Below are 22419 nucleotides of genomic sequence, written 5' to 3'. Positions count from 1 at the left end.
GTTGGGCTGCCGACGGTTGGACGTTGCCGGACGAGGTACTGCGGGACGCGCCGACCTACACCCCCAGGCCCTCGGAGATCGCGGATCTCGAGCTGCTGCTGTCGGAGGCGTACCGGCCGCTGACGGGTTTCCTGGGCCCGGTCGACCTGAAGTCGCTGCGGCGCAACGGCCGGCTGGCCGACGGGACCGCCTGGCCGGTGCCGGTGACGCTGGAGGTGCCGCTGGCCGTCCTCGGCCAGCTCGACATCGCCGACCCGCTGCACCGGGTGCTGATCCTCGCCGACCTGGAGGGCGCGCCGATCGCCGCGCTGGACACCACCGAGGTGTACCCGGCGCCGCGGGAGGGCTTCGGCGGCGCCGCCGGCCGGGTCAAGCGCCTCGGGGACGGCGGCCACGGGGCGTTCCGCCGCATGCGCCGGACCCCAGCGGAGGTGCGCGGCACCCTGCCGCAGGGCCGGATCCTCGGCGTCATCGCCGACCGGCCGCTGCACCGCCCGCAGCTGGCGCAGATCGCGCGGGCCGCCCGGACCCTCGCCGCGCACCTGCTCGTGCTGGTGCCCGTCGGCAGCCCCGGCCCCGACGGCCTCGCCCCCGAGGCCCTGGTGCGCTGTGTGCTCGCCGCCCGCGACCGGATGCCACCGTGCACGATCGTGGCCCTGCCGCTGCCGCACGACGACGGCGACGACATCCGCGCCGCGATGCTGCGTACCCGGGTTGCCGCCGCCTACGGCGTCACCCACCTGCTCGCTTCCAGCGACTCGATGCTGTCCGGCGGCGGGCTGCGCGTCCTCGTGCCCCGCGAGCTCGCCTACGACGGCCGCGACGGGCAGTGGCGCTCCCTCGACGACATCCCGCCGAAGCACCGCCGGCTGCCGCTGACGGCCGCCGAGATCGAGGACCACCTCGACCGGGGCACGATCCTGCCGGAGTGGCACACGCCGCCGGCGGTCGCCCGCGAGCTGGTCCGGGCCCGGCCGCCGCGCCGGCAGCGCGGCCTGGTCGTGTTCTTCACCGGCCTGTCCGGCTCCGGCAAGTCGACGATGGCGACCGGGGTCGCCGACGCGCTGCAGGAGACGGGGGAGCGCACCGTCACCCTGCTCGACGGCGACATCGTGCGCCGCCACCTGTCGGCGGGCCTGACGTTCTCCGCCGCCGACCGCGACACCAACATCAAGCGGATCGGCTGGGTCGCCGCCGAGGTCGGCCGCCACGGAGGGGTGGCGATCTGCTGCCCGATCGCGCCGTACCACGAGGGGCGGGCCGCGGCGCGGGAGTTCGCCCGTAACGCGGGCGCCGGTTTCGTGTTGGTCCATGTGTCGACGCCGCTCGCCGAGTGCGAGCGGCGCGACCGCAAGGGGCTCTACGCGAAGGCACGGGCAGGCCTGATCAAGGGCATGACCGGCATCGACGACCCGTACGAGACGCCGACCGACGCCGAGCTGACGATCGACACGACCGGCCTGTCCTACGGCGAGGCGGTCACGACCGTGCTGCGCTACCTGGGCAACAACGGCTGGCTCGACCCCCGCCCGATACCCTGAACGGATAAAGCGGGCACATCAGCCCATTACGCCTGACGTCCCGCGAGCGTTAGCCCCTGGAGAACCTGACGCCGAAGGGGCCGCCGCTTCATGGACGCCAACCGCCAGCTTTCCGCCGATACCGATTCACCGGGCGTCGACCTGCTCGGCATGGCCCGGCGCCATTGGTGGCTCGTGCTCCTCATGGTCGGCGCGGGTCTGCTCGGCGCCGGGCAGTTCACCGGCATGCAGCAGAAGGTGTACGAGTCCGCGACGTCGGTCCTGGTCTCGCCGCTCGGCAACGGGCAGGACGCGAACTCCACCAACGGCCGTACCAAGGGCGACATCAACCTCGACAACGAGGCGCAGCTGGTCACCTCCACGACGGTCGCCACGGACGCCCGGAACCTGATGCGCGCCGCCGAGCTGCCCGAGGAGCTGGCCCGCCACGTGCGGGTCGAGGTGCCGCCGAATACCACCTTCCTCGTCATCACCTACTCGTCCAGCGACGCCCGCACCGCCCAGGCCGGCTCGCACGCGTTCGCCGAGGCGTACCTGCGCAACCGTGAGGAGAGCGCGAAGGCCGAGGTCGCCGGGCGGATCGCGATCCTCAACGACAAGCTCAACCAGCTCAACGCGAGCCTGCTGCAGATCAACAACCGGCTCGCCAACCTGCGGCCGGCCGACCCTAATCGGCCCAACCTGGAGAGCCAGCGCACCACGGCCACGTCGCAGATCAACACCCTCGCCGGCCAGCTCAACCAGCTGCTCACCACCACGATCAGCGCCGGCAGGATCATCCGTGACGCGGACCTGCCGTCCCGCCCGGTGAAGCCCAACAAGCTGCTCAACCTCGCCAGCGGCGCCATGGTCGGCCTGCTGCTCGGCGTCGGCGCGGCCCTGCTGCGCGAGCGGCTCGACCAGCGCGTGCGCCGCCCCTCCGACCTGCCCCGCCGGGGCGACGTCACCGTCCTCGCCGCCGTGCCGAGCCGGGTCAAGCCCCGCCTCGACGACGTGTTCGCGCCGTTCGGCGCCGGCGGCCGCATCTTCAACCGCCTCCGCAACGAGGTCCTCGCCAGCATCCCCGCGCCGGACGGCGCCGACGCCCGAGTCGCCCTCGCCGGCCAGGTCGTCGTCGTGGCCGGGGCCAGCCGCGGTGCCGCGTCGACCGTCGTGGCGGCCAACCTCGCCGCCGCGTTCGCCCGTACCGGCGCCGAAACGGTCCTCGTCTGTGCGCACCTGCCCGACAGCCTGGTCGACACCGCCAGCGTCAGCCGGATGCTCGGCGTGCGCTCGGTGCCCGGCCTCTCCGACGTGCTCGCCGGCCGGTTCTCTCTCAGCAGCGCCACCCAGCGCGCACCCCGGCACCCGAACCTCAGCGTCGTCACCACCGGCGGCACCGCCAGCGCCGGCGGGCTGCTGCAGTCGCAGGCGCTCCGCGACACCCTCGCCACGCTGCGGGAACGCGCCGCGTACGTGATCGTCGAGGCACCCTCCACGGCGACCAGCGCCGACGCGCAGAGCCTGGCCAGCCTCGCCGACGCCGCGATCATCGCGGTCGAGCTGCGGCGCACCCGCAACACCGAGGTCGCAGACGCCGCCGACCAGCTGCGCCGGGTCGGCACGCCGCTGCTCGGCGCGGTGGTCCTGCCGCGCCTGACCGCCCCGCGCGGCGGGGAGGAGCGCGACAGTCAGGAGGTGACCGTCGCCGACGACATGACCACGGTCCTGGAGAAGCTGCCGCCGAAGGAGGCCGAGGTGCCGGTCGCCCCGAAGCGGATCCGCACCGCGGCGACCCCCGCCGCCGTCGGCACCGCCGCGAAGGTCGTCCAGGCGCCGGCCGTGCCGAAGCGGCAGACCCGCACGATCTCGGTGACCCGCGTCAACGTCGAGACCGCCGGTGAGAACGGCGCAGACAAGCGCCGATGAGTGAGCTTGCGAGCGAATCATGTAGCAGGTTCGGGGCAGGCCGACGCCGGAGCGCAGCGGAGGTGGCGGCATGACCGGCCCGCAGCGGAGCGAGGAGCCGGTCATCATGGGCGCAGTTCGACGGTCAGGACGACGCCGGAGCGCAGCGGAGGTGGCGGCATGACCGGCCCGCAGCGGAGCGAGGAGCCGGTCATCATGGGCGCAGTTCGACGGTCAGGACGACGCCGGAGCGCAGCGGAGGTGGCGGCATGACCGCCCTCGCGAACCATCCCTCGCTGCAGGCGGCGGCACCCGGCCCCGGGCGGGCCAAGCGGCTGCACCGGCTGCCCGCCTGGCCCGTCACCGGCCTGCTCCTGCTGTTCCCGCTCTGGTGGGCGCTCGGCCTCGGCACCCTGATCTTCTTCCTGGTGGCCGTGCCGATGACCGTGTCGCTGGTGCGGCACCGCGCCTCCGGCCAGTTCGTCAAGCTGCCGCCCGGCTTCCTGCTGTGGCTGCTGTTCCTGGCCGTCGTCGCGCTGGGGCTGTTCAGCCTCGGCGCCGACCCGGCCGGCACGGTGCCCGGCACCGCGGCCAGCCGCCTGGTGTCCTTCAGCTTCCGCCTCGGCGGCTATCTCGCGATGACCGTGATCCTCGTGTACGCCGGCAATGTCGACCGCCGCGAGCTGCCGCAGCAGCGGTTCGTCCGGCTGCTCGCCTGGCTGTTCGTCGTCACCGTTGCCGGCGGGCTGCTCGGCATGGCCGCGCCGCGCTTCGAGTTCACCGCGCCGCTGGAGCTGCTGCTGCCGCACCACGTGCGGGCGAACGGCTTCGTCCAGTCGCTGGTCCACCCGACCGCCGCGCAGATCATGAACCTGCTCGGCGGGGAGACCCCGCGGCCCGGCGCGCCCTGGGGGTACACCAACACCTGGGGCAACAACGTCTGCCTGCTCATCGGCTGGCTGCTCGTCGCCGGCTGGGCGCTGACCAAGAACCGCCGGGTCAAGGCGTTCACCCTGGTGACGCTGCTGCTCGCGATGGCGCCGATCGTCTACTCGCTCAACCGCGGGCTGTGGATCGGGCTCGGGGTGATGGTGCTGTACGTGGCGGTGCGCCTGGCGCTGCGCGGCCGGTTCGGCGCGCTGAGCCTGGTCGGGGTCGCCGGGGTGGGCGTCGCCGTGGCCATCGCCACCACGCCGCTCGGCGACGTCGTCACCGCCCGCCTGGAGGACGGCAAGTCCAACGGCGTGCGGATGTACACCACCGAGAAGGCCGTCAACGGGATGGCCGAGTCGCCGCTGATCGGCTTCGGCTCCACCCGTAGCACGATCGGCGGCCGCAACTCGATCGCGGTCGGCGAGAGCGAGGGCTGCGCGCGCTGCGGCAACTTCACCGTCGGCGGCAACGGCCAGCTGTGGCAGCTCCTCTTCGCCCACGGGCTGCTCGGCACCGCCACTTACCTGGGGTTCTTCGTCGTGGGGCTGTGGCGCTTCCGGCGCGACGCGACCCCGATCGGGCTGGCCGCCACCGCCGCGATCGTGTCCAGCTTCGCCGCGATGTTCTGGTACAACGCGCTCGTCACCCCGCTGGCGCTGACCTTCCTCGCGTATGCCGTCCTGTGGCGCAACCGTTTGGAGAGCCGATGAGCCCAGTGAAGACCGCCCCGGCCGCGCTGCAGGTCGACGACGAGCAGCTGCGCGCCCAGTACGTCGAGGAGGTCCTCGCCCTGCTGTACCCGGGGCAGGGCACCGCGACGGTGGAGTACCTGGTCGTGCCGAACGCCCGCAAGCCGCGGCTGCTCGTGCCCGCCGACGACCGCCGCCTCGCCGCCGCCGCCGTGCGCCGCTACGCCGAGCCGCAGTCGCGGGTCGCGCGGCTCAAGCGTGACGCCGTCGTCGCCGCCCTGCGCAGCGGCGCATCGTCGGTGCTGCTGCGCGACCGGATCGGCATCAGGTCCGGCGCCGACACCATCGAGACCTACCTGCGCCGCGTGCTGCAGACCGACGTGCGGCTCAGCGTCCACATCGGACCGGCGCGGGCCAACCGCAAGCCGGTACTGCAGCTGCTCACCGCGGACGGCGCCACCACGGCGTTCGCCAAGCTGGGCACGTCGGCGCTGACCAGGACCCTGGTCAAGGCCGAGGGCAACGCCCTGGCGGCGGTGTCGACCGCCGGGCTGAAGGCGCTGCGGGTGCCCGACGCCATCCACATCGGACAGTGGGGCGAGCACGAGGTCCTCGTGCAGTCGGCGCTGCCGGTGTGGCGGCCCAGGGTCCCGCTGACCGCGCCCCGGCTGGCCACCGCGATGCGCGAGGTCGCCGCCTGCTGCGGCACCCGGCGCGGCCGGCTCGACGACAGCGGCTACTGGACCAGGCTGCGGGCCCGGCTCGACGCCGTGGCCGGGCACCCGGAGGGTGGCGCGCTGCGGGCCGCGGCCGAGCGCATCGCCCGCTCCGCCGGCGGGGTGCAGCTCACGTACGGCTCCTGGCACGGCGACTGGTCGCCCTGGAACATGGCCGTCCTGGCCGACACGATCCTGGTCTGGGACTGGGAACGCTTCACCCCCGGCGTCCCGATCGGCTACGACGCGCTGCACCACGCGCTGCAGGTCGGCATCGGCCGGTCCCCTTCGCCGGGCAGGTGCGTCAACGACCTCATCGACGCCGCGCCCGAGCTGCTGCTGCCGTTCGGCGTGGTGCACCGCCAGGCGGTCGAGGTGACCACCCTGCTCTACCTCATCGACCTGGCCACCCGGTACGTCACCGACCGGCAGGCGGAGGCCGGCGCCCGGCTGGGCGTGCTCGGCAGCTGGCTGCTGCCCGTTCTCGTCGCGCGAGTGGAGGCACTGTAACCATGCCCGTGCAGGTTTCCGACACGATGAAGCGGATCATCCACTTCGGATCCCGCAACTACGGCCAGCTGACCGCGAACCGGCGGATGCTGCCGCAGTTCCTCATCTGCGGCGGTCAGCGCTGCGGCACCACGTCGCTCTACCGCGCTCTCGCCGCGCACCCGGCCGTCATCAAGGCGGTGCTGCACAAGGGCGTGCACTACTTCGACGTCGGCTACCACCACGGGCTGCGCTGGTATCGCGGGCACTTCCCGCTGCAGCGGCGCGCGGAGCGCATCCAGGACGAGCTCGGCGTGCCCGCGCAGACGTTCGAGTCCAGCCCGTACTACATGTACCACCCGCACGCCCTGGCCCGCATCGCCGCTGACCTGCCCGGCGTGAAGCTGGTCGTGCTGGTCCGCGACCCGGTCGAGCGCGCGTACTCCCAGCACGCGCACGAGGTCGCCCGCGGCTTCGAGACCGAGGTGGACTTCGGCCGGGCCCTCGCCCTGGAGCCGTCCCGCCTGGCCGGGCAGCGCGAGCTGCTGCTCAACGACCCGGCCGCGTACAGCTTCGCCCACCAGCACCACGCCTACCGGGCCCGCGGCGAGTACATCGAGTACATCGAGCCGATGGCGGCGCTGCTCGGCCGCGACCGGGTGCACGTGGTGGACAGCACCGAGTTCTTCCTGCGCCCGGAGCCGGTGTACGACGCCGTCCTGGACTTCCTCGGCCTGCCCCGGACCGGCCGGTACCCGGCGTTCGAACGGCACAACGCGCGCCCCCGCAATCGCCTCGACGACTCGATCGCCTCGCAGCTCGCCGAGCACTACGCCCCGTACGACGAACGCCTGGCCGCCTGGCTCGGCCGGCGCCCCTCCTGGCTGTCCACAGCGGACAGTCCGGCGTGACGGCGACGCTCGACAAGCCCACCCCGGGCGGAGGTCTGGAGTCGCGCAACGGCATGCTGCGCGGCGCCGCCCGGGGCGGGCTGGCGAACCTCGCCGGCACCGTCTGCACCGGCGCCGCCGGGCTCGGCGTCACCTGGCTCGCCGCTCGCGCCCTGGACCCGCACGGCGCCGGCGCGTTCTTCGCCGCCACGGCCGTGTTCGGCCTCGGCGTCACCGTCGCGAAGCTCGGCGTGCAGACGTCGCTGGTGTACTGGCCGGCCCGGATGCGCGCGACCGGCGACCTGTCCCGCCTCGGCGAGTGCCTGCGCGCCGCACTCGGGCCCGTCGCCGTCGCCGCGCTGGTCATCGCCGGTGGCCTGTGGTTCGCCGCGGACCTGCTGCCCGGCCGGCCGGACCTGGTGCGGACCCTCGCGGTGTTCCTGCCGGCGGCCGCGGTCAGCGACGCGCTGCTGGCCGCGACCCGGGGGCTGCGCGCGATGCGCCCGACCGTGCTGCTCGACCGGGTCCTGCGCCCCGCCGCGCAGCTGGTGCTGCTCGCCCTGGTCTGGGTGACCGGCTGGGGCCCGGACGTGTTCGCCGCGCTGTGGGCGCTGCCGTACCTGCCCGCCGCGCTGCTCGCCGGGGTCGCGCTGACCCGCCTGCGCGCCCGCCTCACGGCCGGTGCCGCCGCTGCCGCCGGTACCGCTGCTGCCGCCGGCGCGGCGGGTGCGGCCGGTGACTTCACGCCGCGCCGGTTCTGGGCGTTCACCGCGCCGCGCGCCGTGGCGAGCCTCGCCCAGATGGCGCTGCAGCGCGTCGACGTGCTGCTCGTCGCCGCGCTCGCCGGCCTCGCCCCGGCCGCCATGTACGCCGTCGCCGGCCGGTTCGTCATCCTCGGCCAGTTCGTCAACCAGGGCGTCACCCAGTCGGTCCAGCCGCGCCTCGCCGAGCGGCTCGCCGTGCGCGACACCGCCGGCGCGAACCTGCTCTACCGCCAGGCGACCGCCTGGGTGGTGACCGCGTGCTGGCCGTTGTACCTGCTGATGTTCACCTACGCGCCGCAGTACCTCGACCTCTTCGGCGGGCACTACGAGAGCGGCGTGCCCATCGTGCGGCTGCTGGCGGCCACGATGCTGGTGGCGACCGCCACCGGCTGCGTCGACGTGGTCCTCGCCATGGCCGGGCGCACCTGGTGGAATCTCGCCAACGTCGGCCTGGCGCTGCTCACCATGCTGGTGCTCGACGCGGTGCTGATCCCCCGGCACGGCGCGGCCGGCGCCGCCGTCGGGCTGTGCGCGGCGGTGCTCGTCAACAACCTGGTCCCGCTCGTGCAGGTGGTGCGCGGCCTCGGGCTGCACCCGTTCGGCCGGGCCACGCTGCTGGCCGGCGGGCTCGCCACATCGTGTTTCGCCGTGCCGCAGCTGGCCGTGCTGCCGGTCCACGGGCTGATTGTGCAATTCGCCGCCACGGGGGCGGGTGCGGTCGCGTACTGCTGCGCGGTTGTGCGTTTGAGGCACGTTCTATTGCAGGGGGAACGATGAGAACTGACTACGCGGAGGTCTTCCAGTCGGATGAGGCGGTCGACAAGTACGAACGGGTGGTCTACGCGCCGGAGACCTATTCCACGGCGGTGAGCGACCGGCAGCGCGCGTTTCTGCGCCGCCTGGTCCGCCGCGAGTTCACCGCCCGCCGCCCCGTCCAGCACGACTTCGCGTGCGGCACCGGCCGGGCGATCAAGCTGCTGCACGGTGTAGTACGGGCGGCGCACGGCTACGACGTGTCCGCCCAGATGCTCGCGAAGGCCCAGGAGGCGGGCGTCTACGCGAAGCTGCACCAGGTCGCCGGTGACGGCCCCGTCCCGGAACCGGCCACGGTGGACGGACCGGCGCTGGTGACCGTGTTCCGCCTGCTGCTCAACGCGCCGAAGGACGTGCGGGACCGGGCGATCGCGTTCGCCGCGAAGATCCTGCCCGAGGCCGAGTCGGGCCTGCTCGTCGTGGAGAACCACGGCAACCGCTCCTCGCTGCGGCACCTGCGGCACCGCTCCAACCGCGCCAACCAGTGGTTCGCCGAGCTGCACCACGCCGAGGTCGAGCAGCTGCTGGCCCGGCACGGCTTCGAGGTCGTGCAGCGGCGCGGCTTCGCGCTGTGCCCGGCCGGCGCGTACCGCCGCGAGTGGCTGCGCCCCGTCGCCCGCCGCGCGGACGACCTCGCCGCGCGCAGCGCCCGCCTGTCCGGGGTGGCCACCGACGTGCTGTACGTGGCGCGGCGGATCCCCAAGTAGTCCCCATAGCGGAGGGATGTCCTCGCAGTGAAGCGGATCGGGCTCGTCGTCGCCGTCGTGGTCGCCTGCCTGGCGGGCGCGACGGCGGTGACCCTCAGCGTGCTGTCCACGAAGGACACCCCGGCGCCCCGGCCGTCGCCGACCGCCGGGCCGGTGACGCCGGGCGCGCCGCCGGCGATCGCGACCTCCGACGGGCCGTTCGCGGCCGGCCCCATCGCGCCGCCGGAACAGGGCTCGTACCTCGGCGCGTGGGTCCGGCCGGAGCACCTCACCGAGTCCGGCCGGGTCACCGCGATGACGGCCTGGGAGAAGTCCGTCGGGCGCAAGATGGCGATCGTCAACACGTACCGCCGCTTCGACGAGAACTTCTTCAACGCCTCCGACGAGCAGTTCGCCGCCCGTGGCACCACCCTCATGCTGTCGTGGGCCGGCGGCGACACCCGCCTGGTCAGCATGGGCCGCTACGACGACCTGATCCGCGAGCGGGCCCGCGAGCTCAAGGCGTTCGGCCGTCCGGTGCTGCTGCGGTACCGGTGGGAGATGGACCGGCCGAACCTGCGCGCCCAGATGTGGTCCGGCGAGGACTACGTCGCGGCGTGGCGGCACGTGCGCGGGATCTTCACCACGGAGGGCGCCACCAATGCGTCCTGGGTGTGGTGCCCGACCGCGGAGGGCTTCCTCGGCGGCTACGCGGCCCCGTTCTACCCCGGTGACGACCAGGTCGACTGGAACTGCGTCGACGTGTACGCGGGCTCCACGTACGACACGATCGGCGCGCTGATGAAGCCCTTCCTCGAGTTCTGCGCCCGGCACCCGGCGAAGCCGGTGATGGTCGGCGAGTTCGGCGTCGCCCGGGTGTGGGGCACCGAGCAGCGCGCCGCCTGGCTGCACGACGCGTCCGCGACGTTCAAGGCCAACCCGCAGATCCGGGCCGTCATGTACTTCGAGTCCGACCCGATCGGCAACAGGGGCCCCACGCAGCAGTTCCAGGTCTCCGACGACCCGGCGGTCCTCGGCGCCTTCCGCGCCTCGCTGGCCCAGGACCCGCACTACACGCCGATGACCGCCGCCAAGGCCGGCGCCAAGAACAGCGTCAAGAACAGGAAGAAGTGACCATGTCCCGTGCCCGTGCCCGTGTGCTCGCGCTGGTCGCGGCGCTCGCGTGTGGGTTCCTGGCCGGCTGCCGGTCCGACCCGACCGTCGCGGCGTACCTCGGCGACGGCACCGTCACCATCGCCGAGGTCGGCGCCTTCGCCGCCGACCTGCCCGCCGCCCCGGCGCAGCGCGGCCAGGTCACCGGTTACGTGCTCGGCTCGATGATCATCCGCGACGTCGGCCGGCGGCTACTGGCGCAGCGCGGCCTCACCCTGTCCCAGGCGACCACCGCGGACGCCGTCGCCCAGTACTACGCCCTGCCCGCCGGCGCGCCGGTGGTGTCCCTCGTCACCGACACCCAGAACGTCCTGATCACCCTCGCCGGCTCGGTCACCCCCGTCGAACCCGACCGCGACCAGCAGCGCGCCGCCTACGAGGCGCTGTACTTCGCCACCGGCCGGCCCGTGTCGGAGCGCTACCCGTTCGAGCAGCTGCAGTACCTGCTCAACCGCGACAGCATCGGCCGGATGATCGCCCTGCGCCGGCTGCTCGACGAGGCCGTCGCCGCCTCCGGCATCACCGTCAACCCGCGCTACGCGGGCCTCACCTACGGCCTGCCGGTCGAGGTCCGCCTCGGCCAGGACGGCGTCCTCGCCCGGGCCAGTATCCTGGTGCACCTGACCGTGGACGAGGTGCCAGCCGAGGAGGCCTGAGAACAAGTGCCGGGCAGCGTGGTCCTGCTGGTGACGTCACCCCGGCTGCCGGCCGGCGTGCTCACGGCCCAGGCGTGGGACGTCGTGCGCGCCCACCCGGTCCTCACCGCGGCCGACTCCGAGCAGGCCGGCGCCCTGCGCGCGGCCGGCGCGACCGTCACCGTGGTCGAGCCGGCGGTCACCGTCCTGCTCGACGCCCTGGCCGCGCACGGCACCGTCGTCTGGCTCGCCGCCCCCGACGGCGACGAGCAGCTGGCCCGCGAGCTCGGCCTGCGCCTGGCCCGCGAGCCCGGCCTGGCCACCCTGGAGCTGCTGTACGGCTCGTGGGATCCGCCCGGCGCCCGCGTCCTGGACGCGGTGACCGTCATGGACCGGCTCATGCATCCGGAGATCGGCGACGCCTGGAAGCGCGCGCAGACCCACGCGAGCCTGGCGCCCTACCTGCTCGAGGAGTCCTACGAGCTCTACGACGCCATCCGCGACGACGACCCCGAAGCGGTCCGCGAGGAGCTCGGCGACGTCCTGCTGCAGGTCGTCCTGCACGCCCGCCTCGCCGAGGACACCGCCGGCTTCAGCCTCGACGACGTCGCCGGCGACCTCGTCGCCAAGCTCATCCGCCGCAACCCGCACGTCTTCGCCGGCACCGAGGTCGGCGGCATCGACGACATCATCGCCAACTGGGAGCAGATCAAGCAGGCCGAGAAGTCCCGCGCCTCCGCCGTCGACGGCGTCGCCCTCTCCCAGCCCGCCCTCGCCCTCACCGCCAAGCTCCTGCACCGCGTCGCCCGCGCCGGCCTCACCGTCGACTTCACTCCCGAGGACCCGCTCGGCGCCGCCCTCTTCGCCCTGGTCGTCCAGGCCCACGAGCAGGGCCGCGACGCCGAGGCCGCCCTGCGCGCCGCCGCCCTGTCCTACATGGACGCCGTCCGCCGCGCCGAGTAGGGCGGTGACGCCGGTTTCCTGGGGGTGGGGAGCGGGGTGGCGGCCCTGGGACTGGCGGCGCGGCTCAGGCCGATCGCCAGGCCCACGGCGACCGCGAGGACGCCGGCGAGCTGGCGCGGGTCCGGCACGGCGCGGTCCGTGACGGCGACCGTGGCCAGGGCGAACACCGGCACCAGGCCGACGAACACGCCGGCGCGTTCGACGCCGAGGTGGGCGACGCCGGTGTACCAGCAGACGAAGGCGACCACGGTCAGCACCAGGCCCAGGAAGGCCAGCGCGGCGGTCTCGCCGGCGGTGGGCAGGCGGGGGCGCTCGCCGCTGAACGGCAGGACGACCAGCAGCAGCGGCACGGCCAGGGCGGTGCTCCAGGCCGACACCCGCACCGCGCCGAGGCGGGGCAGCAGCGGCGCGGCGAGCAGCGAGAACGCGGCCTCGCACAGCAGGACGCCGCAGGCGGCGGCGAGGCCCGGGCCGTCGATGCGCCCGCCGCCCTCGACGAGGACCGCGCCGAGCACCACGACCGCGGCCGCGAGCAGCAGGCGGGGGGAGGGCCGGCGGCGTTCCTGCAGCGGGCCGAGCAGCGCGAGCAGCAGCGGGCTGGCGCCGACGATCGTGCCGATGGCGGCCGGGTCGGCGTGGCGCAGGGCGTACATGAGCAGCACGTTGAAGCCGACCAGTCCGGTGGCGGCCACCCCGGCCAGGCGCAGCAGCTCGCGGCCCGTCGGCCGCAGCCACGTGGTGAGCAGGGCGAGCGCCGCCGCGGCCAGGGTGTAGCGCAGCGCCTGGCCGGTCAGCACGGGATAGTCCACCAGCGATCGGCTCACCGTGAACGAGGAGCCCAGGATCGCGCAGGTCAGCACGCAGTACAAGGTGTACAGCCGGTTCATGACGGTGAACTTACGATCGGCAGTGGTCCACGCTACAGTGCCACCGAGCACCGCGTTTGGAGGTCCACTTTGTCGGTCTGGGAGGCGTTGGTCGAGCTTGACCGCACTCGGCCGCGGGTCGGTGACCAGCTGGTCGGCGCGCTGCGGGAGGCGATCACCCGCGGGCGGCTGGCGCCCGGGACGCGGCTGCCCTCGACCAGGGACCTCGCCGCCGACCTCGGGGTCTCGCGGGGCCTGGTGGTGGGGGCGTACGAGCAGCTCACGGCCGAGGGGCGGCTGCTGACCCGGCGCGGGTCCGGCACCGTGGTCGCCGCGGTCGCCACGGCGGTCCCGCGCCGGCGCAGCGACCCGCCGGACCGCCCGGCGAGCGTCGCGCCGCTGCGGCCGGGCGTGCCGGACCTGGGGATGTTCCCGCGCACGGCGTGGCGGCGGGCGTACGAGACCGCACTGACCAGCGCCCTGGACGCCGACTTCGACTACGGCGACGCGACCGGCGCGCCCCGGCTGCGCCGGGAGCTGTCGGGCTACCTCGGCCGGGTGCGCGCCGCGCTGGTGCCGCCGGAGGGCCTGATCGTGACCGCCGGCGTGACGCAGGGCCTGGCCCTGCTGGCGAAGGTGCTGCTGGAGCGCGACGTGCGGCGGGTCGCCCTGGAGGACCCGGGCCCGGCGGCGCTGCGGGAGCACCTCGGCAGGCTCGGCCTCGACGTCGTCCCGGTGCCGGTCGACGGCGACGGGCTCGACGTGCGGGCGCTCGGCCGCACCCGGTGCAAGGCGGTCGTGGTCACCCCGGCGCACCAGTACCCGACCGGCGTGGTGCTCGCGCCGCAGCGGCGCGCCGAGCTGATCGCCTGGGCCACCAGGGTCGACGGGCTGGTCGTCGAGGACGACTACGACGCCGAGCACCGCTACGACCGCGAGCCCGTCGCCTGCCTGCAGGGCCTCGCGCCGGAGCGGGTGGCCCTGGTGGGCTCGGTGAGCAAGGTCCTCGCGCCGGGGCTGCGGCTGGGCTGGCTGGCGGCGCCGCAGGCGATGCTGGACCGGTTGTGCGCGGCCAAGGCTGACGCCGACAACGGCGGGCCGGCGCTGCAGCAGCTGGCGTTCGCGGAGTTCCTTGCCGGCGGCGGCTACGACCGGCACCTGCGCCGGGCGCGCCGGCTGCACCGGGAGCGGCGGGACGCGGTCGTCGCCGCGCTGCGCCGGCACCTGCCGCGGGCCCGCATCGGCGGCATCGCGGCGGGGCTGCACCTGGTGGTGGAGCTGCCGCCGGAGACCGACGACCGGGCCGTGGCGCAGCGCGCCGCCGAGTGCGGGCTCGGCCCCGTGCCGCTGTCGTCGCTGCGGGTCCGCAAGGGGCCGCCGGGCCTGGTGCTCGGCTACGCCGCGCACACGCCGCACGAGCTCGCCAGAGCGGTCAGGACGCTCGCCGGTCTCATATAGGTTCGATCCCATGCCGCATGACTTCGTGCCTCTTGCCGAGCACATCGCCGACGCGCTGCTGGAGTGCGATCCCCGGCTCGCCGCGTCGGCCGGCGATCACCGCTTCGACGACCGGCTGCCCGACCTGTCCGCCGACGGGGTCGCCGCCGACACCGACATGCTCCGCGACGCCTCCGCCGCGCTGTCCCAGGTCGACCTGGACCTGCTCGACCCGCAGGAGCAGGTCGACCACGCGGTGCTGCTGGCCCGGGTCGAGCGGATGCTGTTCGAGCGGACCGAGATCCGCGAGCACGAGTGGAACCCGCTCGTACACAACCCGGCGACCCTGCTCGACGCGCTGATCTCCCGACCGTTCGCGCCCGCCGAGGAGCGCCTCACGTCCCTCGCGGCACGGCTGTCGGCGATCCCCGACGCGCTCGCCACGGCCCGCGAGACCCTGACCGACATGCCGCGGGTGCACGTGGAAACCGCGGCCGGGCAGTTCCAGGGCACCGCGCGGCTGGTCCGCGACGAGCTCGGCGAGCTGCTCAAGGAGGCGCCCGGGCTGGCCGAGGTGGTGCGCCCGCTGCAGGAGCGCGCCGCGGCGCAGCTCGACGAGTTCGCCGCCTGGCTGCGCGGCCGGGCCGACACCGCCGAGCGGGACCCGCGGCTGGGCCGGCGGCTGTGGGAGGCCCGGCTGTGGCACACGCTGGACACCGAACTCGGTGCGGCAGCGGTACTGCGCCGCGCCGAGGACAACCTGGAGCGGGTGACCGCGCAGCTGCGGGCCGCCGCGGCGCAGCTGACCGGTGGGCCGGCGACCGACGACACGGTCCGCGCCGCGTTCGCGCAGGCCGCCGCCGACGTGCCCGACAACGACACGATCGTCGACCTGGCGAAGGTGGCCCTGGAGGAGGCGACCGCGTTCGCCCGGGAGCACGACCTCGTCACCCTCGTGGACGACCCGCTGGTCATCATGGAGATGCCCGAGTTCGCCCGGGGCGTGGCCGTCGCCTACTGCGACCCGCCCGGCCTGCTGGAGCCGGCCGAGCTGCCGACGTTCTTCTGCATCTCACCCACCCCGTCGGACTGGTCCGCGGAGCGGGTCGCGTCGTTCTACCGTGAGTACAACACCCACATGCTGCGCGACCTGACCGTGCACGAGGCGACCCCCGGGCACTTCCTGCAGCTCGCGCACGCCCGGCGCTTCCGGGGCCGCACCCGCGCCCGGGCGATCGGCTGGTCCGGGCCGTTCGTGGAGGGCTGGGCGGTCTACGCCGAGGAGCTGATGGCCGAGCGCGGCTTCGGCGGCCTGCCGGTGCGCCTGCAGCAGCTCAAGATGCAGCTGCGGATGAGCATCAACGCGATCATCGACCAGCGGATCCACTGCGACGGGATGACCGAGCAGGAGGCGATGGCGCTGATGATGGGCGCCGGTTTCCAGGAGGAGGGTGAGGCGGCCGGCAAGTGGCGCCGCGCGCTGCTGTCCTCGACGCAGCTGTCGACCTACTTCGTGGGCTACACCGAGGTGCGTGAGATTGCCGATGTTCGGCCGGTGGACGTCACGCTGCGCGACTGGCACGACCGGATGCTCGCGCACGGCTCGCCTCCGCCCCGCCACCTGCGAACCCTGCTCAACCTGTAGGTGCGGCTCAGCAAGATCCGCCGAACCGATAGGCTCAAGGTGCCGCACCGTGGCGGCCGACCAATCTTTGTCTGCAAGGAGTGACAGTGGCCACGATTGAAGCAATCGGCGCGCGGGAGATCCTGGACTCGCGGGGCAACCCGACCGTCGAGGTCGAGGTCGTCCTCGACGACGGCACCCTGGCCCGCGCGGCCGTCCCGTCCGGTGCCTCGACCGGCGCCTTCGAGGCCAACGAGCTGCGCGACGGCGACGCGAAGCGCTACCTCGGCAAGGGTGTCGAGAAGGCGGTCGAAAACGTCAACGAGCGCATCGCCGAGGCCGTGCGCGGCTTCGACGCGACCGAGCAGCGCCTCATCGACCAGGCGATGCTCGACCTGGACGGCACGCCGGAGAAGTCCAACCTCGGCGCCAACGCGATCCTGGGCGTCTCGCTCGCGGTCGCCAAGGCGGCGGCGGACTCGGCCGGGCTGAGCCTCTTCAAGTACCTCGGCGGCCCCAACGCGCACCTACTGCCGGTGCCGATGCTCAACATCCTCAACGGTGGCTCCCACGCCGACTCCAACGTCGACGTCCAGGAGTTCATGATCGCGCCGATCGGCGCGTCGACCTTCCGTGAGGCGCTGCGCACCGGCGCCGAGGTGTACCACTCGCTCAAGTCGGTCCTGAAGAAGAAGGGCCTGTCCACGGGCCTCGGCGACGAGGGCGGCTTCGCGCCCAACCTGCCGACCAACGCGGCCGCGCTCGACCTGATCGCCGAGGCCGTCGAGAAGGCCGGCTACTCGCTCGGCAGCGACGTGGTGCTCGCCCTGGACGTGGCGGCGACCGAGTTCTACAAGGACGGCGCGTACACGTTCGAGGGCGGCGGCAAGTCCTCCGCCGAGATGATCGCGTACTACACCCAGCTCGTCGACGCCTACCCGATCGTGTCCATCGAGGACCCGCTGTCGGAGGAGGACTGGGACGGCTGGAAGGCGATGACCGAGGCGCTCGGCGGCCGCATCCAGATCGTCGGCGACGACCTGTTCGTCACCAACCCGCAGCGCATCGCCCGCGGCATCGCCACCGACACCGCCAACGCGGTGCTGGTCAAGGTCAACCAGATCGGCTCGCTCACCGAGACGCTCGACGCCGTCGACCTGGCGCACCGCGCCGGGTTCCGCACGATGATGAGCCACCGCTCCGGCGAGACCGAGGACACCACGATCGCCGACCTGGCGGTCGCGGTCGGCAGCGGCCAGATCAAGACCGGCGCCCCGGCCCGGTCCGAGCGGGTCGCCAAGTACAACCAGCTCCTGCGCATCGAGGACGAGCTCGACGACGCGGCGCGCTACGCCGGTCGGGGCGCGTTCCCGCGGTACCGTTAGTCCGGCTCCATGCCTGCGGCCCTCCACCCGGGGGCCGCGGGCGTGTGCCACAAGGGGGAGGCATGCAGCAGCGCACCAGACCGGGCGGGCGCGCCGCGCCCACCAGGGGTTCCGGTCCCCGTGGCGCCCAGCGCGCCGGGGTCGGCGGGGCGGGCCGGGCACCGGCCAGGCCGACGGTCACCAGGCGGGCGGTGTCCTCCGGTGGCGCCGCGCTGCGCACCCGCGCCCCGCAGCCGAAGCGGTTCACCAGCCGGGCCGTGGTCCTCGGCCTGGTCCTGCTGGTCCTGCTGCTGGCGTATGCCTATCCGGTCCGCGTCTACCTCGCCCAGCAGGCGGAGATCACCGCCCTGGAGCAGAGCCAGGAGCGGCAGGCCGTCAAGATCGCCGAGATGGCGGCGCGGGCGGCGAAGTGGGAAGACAACGAATACGTGATCAGCCAGGCCCGCCAGCGGCTGCACATGGTGCTGCCCGGCGAGAAACCGTTCGTCGTGGTCGACCCGTCGCGTAGCCAGCAGGCCGACCCGACTGCGATCCCGGGCGCCGAGAAGGCGTCGCGGCCCTGGTACGGCAAACTGTGGTCGAGCGTCAAGGCGGCGGACTGAGGATGACTTCCGGACACGGGCAGACCGACTTCGAGCCGGCCACCGAGGAGGATCTCGCGGTCGTCGCCGCGCAGCTGGGGCGCACCCCGCGCGGCACCCGCGCGGTCGCTCACCGCTGCCCCTGCGGCCTGCCCGACGTGGTGGAGACGACCCCGCGGCTGCCCGACGGCACGCCGTTCCCGACGCTGTTCTACCTGACCTGCCCGCGGGCGGTGCACGAGTGCAGCCGGCTGGAGTCCGCCGGCGTCATGCGCGAGATGGGCGCCCGGCTCGCCGAGGACCCCGACCTGCGCAAGGCGTATGCGGCGGCCCACGAGGACTATCTGCGCCGCCGCGAGCAGGTCGGCCACGTCGAGGAGATCGACGGCGTCTCCGCCGGCGGCATGCCGACCCGGGTCAAGTGCCTGCACGTCCACCTCGGCCACGCGCTTGCGGTCGGCCCGGGTGTCAACCCGTTCGGCGACGAGACCCTCGCCCTGGCCGGCGAGTGGTGGGCCGCCGGCCCCTGCGTGCCGCCGCCGGCCTGAACCGGCCCGCCGGCTGCGGCCCGTTATCTGCGGCTCGTCGGGTGCGGCTCGTCAGATGCGGGTGACGACGGAGCGCAGGATCTCCCAGCCCTCGAGGTCGTCGGCGGTGCCGGTGTGCGGGCGGCGGAAGCGGCGCACCTCGACGGCGATGTCCGTCAGGGCCCACCGCAGCTGGTAGAGCATGATCGTCGACGGGCGGGGCAGCACACCGGTGGCCGCGGCGTAGGCGGAGAAGATCGAGCCGTCGCCCGGCTCGATGAGCCACAGGTCGCGCTCCGGCGGCGAGATCAGCACGGTGTCCCAGTCGATGAGGCGCCAGCCGGTCGGGGTGAGCATCGTGTTGCCCGAGTGCGGCTCGCCGTGGGTGAGCACGGCCTGCACGGGCTCGCTGTGGCTGTCCAGCACGAGCTCGTCGTAGCGGGCCAGCAGGCCGGCCAGGGCCTCGCGGTGGCCGGCGAGCAGTTCCGCGGCCGGGCGGGCGTACGGGCCGCAGTCGGGGCCGGGGGCCTTGAGGGCCGCCTCGATCTCGCTGCGGCCCGGCACGGCGAAGTCGTCGACGCGGGCGTGCCGCTGCACGATCTCGGGCGCGGTGTGCAGCTGGATGATCATGTCGAGGGTGGCCTGGCGGTGGTCGGGGCCGCGGAACGCGTTCCAGTCGAAGCTCTGGCCGTCGACGAACGGGTACACGGTGACGGCGAAGTCCCCCAGCACCGCCAGCGGCGCGCCCAGGCGCGTCGGCACCGGGGCGACCGCGAACGTCCGGCCGATGGCGTGCAGGTCCACCGCGACGCTCAGCGAGGCCGTGAGCCGCGCGACGTCGGCGTCCGGGTCGACAGCCAGGTCGACGGTGACGAACCAGCGGTAGCCGCCGTCGTCGGTGACCTCCCAGTGGTGGCTGCCGAAGCCGACCGCCCGGTAGGCCAGCGCGGCGACCGGGAGGCCCCATTCGCGACGCAGGGCCTCCGCGAGCGCGTCTTCGGTGAGACCAGCGGGCGGCGTCAGCACGGTTCTGCACGTTACGGCAGCCCCGCCACCTCCGCCGCCCGAGTGTTACAGAGCAGGACAGGAACCCTTACTTACCGGGGGCCGGCGGTGCGGTCGCGGTGACGATCTGTGCACCCTTCGGCGCGACGAACGCCTGGGCGTCGACGTTCTCGCTGTACTTGCTGAGCTCCACGCCGATCGCCTTGTCGTCGGTGCCGACGCCCTTGAACCGGGTGAGCAGGCCGCTTTCGGCGACGCAGACGTGGAACTCCTTGGCCGAGACGTCGTTGGGGCCCGCGTCGGCGTCCTGCGGGATGCCGGTGACGTCGAGGCAGTCGCTCTTCTGACCGGCGATCGTCGCGGTGTTCTCGGCGATCTTGACACCGGGCACCACCGCCGCCGCCGTCATCAGGGCGAGCGCCATCTCGGTGTTGATGAAGCCGCCGCCGGCCACCGCGGAGAGGTACGCGGCCTGGTCGGCGGAGGACAGCTGGCCGGTCTGCACGGCGCTCTTCTGGCACACGACCTTCTGCCCGGTCTTGCCGGTGCAGACGAGCAGGGTGTCCTCGGTGAGGATGAAGCGGCCGTCCTTGCCGATGTAGGCGGCCTTCGGCGGCTGCTGCACCACGGTCGTGGGGGTGCCGTCGTCGGTCTTGTACTCGGCGGTGAAGGTCAGCTTCCCGGACTTGCCCATCCGGTCGGCGAGGTCGGTGATGGCGGAGACGTTGTCGACGGTCTGCTTGACCTGGTTGATGAAGCCGCAGCCCAGCGCGCCGGCGCCGAGCGTGGACGCGAGCACGACGGTCAGGATTCGGGTACCGGCACGATGCATGCCGCCCAATGTGGGGCCGGTCACCGCCGGGTGCAACGAACTGTCAGCAGGGCGACCCGTTGACGGTGCAGCTGACCGGCTCGGCGGCCTTGCCCTTCGCCTCGAAGCCCATCCGGATCGAGCCGCCAGGCTCCAGGTAGGTGTTCCACGGCTGGGAGCGCAGGGTGAGCCGGTCCGCCTTGTGCTCGGCGGTGGCGCCCCAGGTGGAGGTCGGGGCCACGCCCGGCGGCAGCCGCAGCTGGACCGTCCAGCCCTGCAGCGGCTGGCTGCCGGTGTTCGTCACGGTCACCTCGGCGTTGAAGCCGTCCTTCCACTTGCTGCGCACCGCGTAGCCGGCCTTCACGCCGCCGCCGCTGCGCACCGGTGCCGCGCTCGTGCTCGGCGTCACGAGCTGCGTCCGCTCCACGGTCACCACGCGGGGGGCGGGGTCGCGGGTCATGTACAGGACGGACATGGTGCCCGCCACCACGGTCGCCACCGCGGCGGTGACGACAAGCACGCGCTCACGTGTCAGATGCCACATCCGCGCGCCACTACCCTGACCGTCATGGAGGTAACCGTCCGGCGGGCCCGGACCACAGACGTGCGGGGCATCCGGCGGCTGGTCGCCATGTACGTGGCGGACCGTCGGCTGCTGTCGAAGCCGATGGTGGCGCTGTACGAGGCCGTGCAGGAGTTCTGGGTCGCGGAGCGCGACGGCGTGATCGTCGGCTGCGGCGCGCTGCACGTGATGTGGGAGGACCTCGCCGAGGTCCGCACGGTCGCCGTCGACCCGATGATCCGGGGCCACAAGATCGGCCACCGGATCGTGTCGGAGCTGCTCGCCGCGGCCCGCGAGATCGGCGTGCGGCGGGTGTTCGTGCTGACGTTCGAGACCCGGTTCTTCGCCTCGTTCGGCTTCGTGCCGATCGACGGCACCCCCGTCACCCACCAGGTCTACGAGGAGCTGCTGCGCTCCTACGACGAGGGCGTCGCGGAGTTCCTGGACCTGGAGCGGGTCAAGCCCAACACCCTCGGAAACCACCGGATGCTGCTGCATCTGTAGGTTGATCGCATGACCCGAGTGGCGGCGATCGACTGCGGCACCAACTCCGTCCGGCTGCTCATCGCCGACGCCGGCCCCGACGGGTCGCTCGTGGACGTCACCCGCCAGATGCGCATCGTGCGGCTCGGTGAGGGCGTCGACCGCGCCGGCCGGCTGGCGGAGGCGGCGATCGAGCGCACCCGGGTCGCCCTGGTCGACTACGCCGCCGAGATCGCCGCGGCCGGCGTCACGCACGCCCGGATGGTCGCCACCAGCGCCAGCCGTGACGCGTCCAACGCCGACGACTTCCGGGCCATGGTCACCGCCACCCTCGGCTTCGCCCCCGAGGTCGTCAGCGGCGACGAGGAGGCCCGGCTCACCTTCGCCGGCGCTGTGCAGGGCCTGCGGGCACAGGCGCCGTTCCTGGTCTTCGACATCGGCGGCGGCTCGACCGAGTTCGTGGTGGGCTCGCAGGACGGGGTCGACGCCGCGATCAGCGTCGACATCGGCTGCGTCCGGCTCACCGAGCGGCACCTGCACGACCACCCGCCGACGCCGGCGCAGGTCGCGGCCGCCGAACGGGACATCACCGACGCGGTGGACCGGGCGCTCGCCGCGGTCGACGCCGGCCAGGCCCGCACCTTCGTCGGCCTCGCCGGCTCGGTGACCACCGTGACCGCGCTCGCGCTCGGCCTGACCGAGTACGACGCCGGGCGCATCCACCGGGCCACGGTCTCCACCGCCGACGTGGCGAAGGTGACCGCGAACCTCCTTGCGGCCACGCCCGAGCAGCGGCTCGCCAACGCCGTCATGCACCCCGGCCGGGCCGACGTCATCGGGGCCGGCGCGCTGATCCTGCGGATCATCCTGGAGCGGTCCGGCGCCGAGGCGGTCGTCGCCTCGGAGTCGGACATTCTGGACGGCGTCGCTATGTCGTGTTTACGTCAGTCCTGATCAGC

Annotated in this window: 21 protein-coding genes; 17 read left to right on the top strand and 4 right to left on the bottom strand. The window is 73.6% G+C overall.

From position 1 onward, the window contains the following. The first annotated feature begins 23 nt into the window (after window positions 1–23). The 10 genes from cysC (at window position 24) to AB0H83_RS02985 (ending at window position 12179) form a co-directional block, all read left to right on the top strand. Window positions 24–1541 (top strand): adenylyl-sulfate kinase, encoded by a 1518-nt coding sequence (cysC, locus tag AB0H83_RS03030; protein ID WP_360085917.1) that lies wholly within the window; start codon window positions 24–26, stop codon window positions 1539–1541. Window positions 1542–1631: 90 nt separating this feature from the next. Then, window positions 1632–3449 (top strand): GNVR domain-containing protein, encoded by a 1818-nt coding sequence (locus tag AB0H83_RS03025; RefSeq protein ID WP_360085914.1) that lies wholly within the window; start codon window positions 1632–1634, stop codon window positions 3447–3449. A 248-nt stretch (window positions 3450–3697) separates the two neighbouring features. Next, window positions 3698–5071, top strand: a complete 1374-nt coding sequence (locus AB0H83_RS03020) for a hypothetical protein (protein ID WP_360085911.1) — start codon at window positions 3698–3700, stop codon at window positions 5069–5071. Beyond that, entirely contained in the window at window positions 5068–6276 is a 1209-nt protein-coding gene (locus AB0H83_RS03015; protein WP_360085908.1) for a hypothetical protein, read from the top strand. The genes AB0H83_RS03020 and AB0H83_RS03015 overlap by 4 nt, the downstream gene beginning before the upstream one ends. 2 nt (window positions 6277–6278) lie before the next feature. After that, entirely contained in the window at window positions 6279–7166 is an 888-nt protein-coding gene (locus AB0H83_RS03010) for a sulfotransferase domain-containing protein (RefSeq protein WP_360085905.1), read from the top strand. Continuing rightward, on the top strand, window positions 7163–8686 hold the full coding sequence (locus AB0H83_RS03005) for a lipopolysaccharide biosynthesis protein (RefSeq protein ID WP_360085902.1): 1524 nt from the start codon (window positions 7163–7165) through the stop codon (window positions 8684–8686). The genes AB0H83_RS03010 and AB0H83_RS03005 overlap by 4 nt, the downstream gene beginning before the upstream one ends. Beyond that, the gene (locus tag AB0H83_RS03000; RefSeq protein WP_360085899.1) at window positions 8683–9429 is read left to right on the top strand and encodes a methyltransferase domain-containing protein; all 747 of its coding nucleotides are present in this window, start codon (window positions 8683–8685) and stop codon (window positions 9427–9429) included. Before AB0H83_RS03005 ends, AB0H83_RS03000 begins: the two co-directional genes overlap by 4 nt. Window positions 9430–9456: 27 nt before the next feature. After that, entirely contained in the window at window positions 9457–10542 is a 1086-nt protein-coding gene (locus AB0H83_RS02995; protein ID WP_360085896.1) for an endoglucanase, read from the top strand. 2 nt (window positions 10543–10544) lie between these two features. Beyond that, window positions 10545–11237 carry a hypothetical protein gene (locus AB0H83_RS02990; RefSeq protein WP_360085893.1) on the top strand — a complete coding sequence of 231 codons (693 nt, stop codon included), beginning with the start codon at window positions 10545–10547 and terminating at the stop codon, window positions 11235–11237. A gap of 6 nt (window positions 11238–11243) precedes the next feature. Beyond that, window positions 11244–12179: a MazG family protein gene (locus AB0H83_RS02985; RefSeq protein ID WP_360085890.1), complete on the top strand. Its 936-nt coding sequence runs from the start codon at window positions 11244–11246 to the stop codon at window positions 12177–12179. Here AB0H83_RS02985 and AB0H83_RS02980 read toward each other — a convergent pair. Next, the gene (locus AB0H83_RS02980) at window positions 12149–13066 is read right to left on the bottom strand and encodes a DMT family transporter (protein ID WP_360085887.1); all 918 of its coding nucleotides are present in this window, start codon (window positions 13064–13066) and stop codon (window positions 12149–12151) included. The two genes, AB0H83_RS02985 and AB0H83_RS02980, sit on opposite strands and share 31 nt — an antisense overlap. A gap of 69 nt (window positions 13067–13135) precedes the next feature. Here AB0H83_RS02980 and AB0H83_RS02975 point away from each other — a divergent pair, with 69 nt between their 5' ends. The 5 genes from AB0H83_RS02975 to AB0H83_RS02955 all read left to right on the top strand — a co-directional run bounded on the left by AB0H83_RS02975 (window position 13136) and on the right by AB0H83_RS02955 (window position 18620). After that, window positions 13136–14503, top strand: a complete 1368-nt coding sequence (locus AB0H83_RS02975) for a PLP-dependent aminotransferase family protein (protein WP_360085884.1) — start codon at window positions 13136–13138, stop codon at window positions 14501–14503. 10 nt (window positions 14504–14513) lie between these two features. After that, entirely contained in the window at window positions 14514–16127 is a 1614-nt protein-coding gene (locus AB0H83_RS02970; RefSeq protein WP_360085881.1) for a DUF885 domain-containing protein, read from the top strand. Between the two features lie 86 nt (window positions 16128–16213). Next, entirely contained in the window at window positions 16214–17491 is a 1278-nt protein-coding gene (gene eno / locus AB0H83_RS02965) for a phosphopyruvate hydratase (RefSeq protein ID WP_360085878.1), read from the top strand. A gap of 62 nt (window positions 17492–17553) precedes the next feature. Next, complete coding sequence (locus AB0H83_RS02960) at window positions 17554–18093, top strand: septum formation initiator family protein (RefSeq protein WP_360085875.1); 540 nt, start codon at window positions 17554–17556, stop codon at window positions 18091–18093. Between the two features lie 2 nt (window positions 18094–18095). Next, on the top strand, window positions 18096–18620 hold the full coding sequence (locus AB0H83_RS02955; RefSeq protein ID WP_360085872.1) for a DUF501 domain-containing protein: 525 nt from the start codon (window positions 18096–18098) through the stop codon (window positions 18618–18620). A 51-nt stretch (window positions 18621–18671) separates the two neighbouring features. On the opposite strand, the gene AB0H83_RS02950 is transcribed toward AB0H83_RS02955, so the two are convergent. The 3 genes from AB0H83_RS02950 to AB0H83_RS02940 all read right to left on the bottom strand — a co-directional run bounded on the left by AB0H83_RS02950 (window position 18672) and on the right by AB0H83_RS02940 (window position 20935). Next, window positions 18672–19625, bottom strand: a complete 954-nt coding sequence (locus tag AB0H83_RS02950; RefSeq protein WP_360085869.1) for a phosphotransferase — start codon at window positions 19623–19625, stop codon at window positions 18672–18674. 67 nt (window positions 19626–19692) lie between these two features. Continuing rightward, window positions 19693–20436 (bottom strand): hypothetical protein, encoded by a 744-nt coding sequence (locus AB0H83_RS02945; protein WP_360085866.1) that lies wholly within the window; start codon window positions 20434–20436, stop codon window positions 19693–19695. A gap of 43 nt (window positions 20437–20479) precedes the next feature. Then, entirely contained in the window at window positions 20480–20935 is a 456-nt protein-coding gene (locus tag AB0H83_RS02940; protein WP_360085863.1) for a cellulose binding domain-containing protein, read from the bottom strand. Between the two features lie 48 nt (window positions 20936–20983). Here AB0H83_RS02940 and AB0H83_RS02935 point away from each other — a divergent pair, with 48 nt between their 5' ends. Both AB0H83_RS02935 and AB0H83_RS02930 read left to right on the top strand, forming a co-directional pair. After that, complete coding sequence (locus AB0H83_RS02935) at window positions 20984–21481, top strand: amino-acid N-acetyltransferase (RefSeq protein ID WP_360085860.1); 498 nt, start codon at window positions 20984–20986, stop codon at window positions 21479–21481. Window positions 21482–21499: 18 nt separating this feature from the next. After that, window positions 21500–22414 (top strand): Ppx/GppA phosphatase family protein, encoded by a 915-nt coding sequence (locus AB0H83_RS02930; protein ID WP_360086487.1) that lies wholly within the window; start codon window positions 21500–21502, stop codon window positions 22412–22414. The last annotated feature ends 5 nt before the right edge of the window (window positions 22415–22419 follow it).

This window comes from Dactylosporangium sp. NPDC050688 (assembly GCF_040654515.1).
Classification (GTDB): domain Bacteria; phylum Actinomycetota; class Actinomycetes; order Mycobacteriales; family Micromonosporaceae; genus Dactylosporangium.
This window is presented reverse-complemented; position numbering and strand designations above follow the sequence as displayed.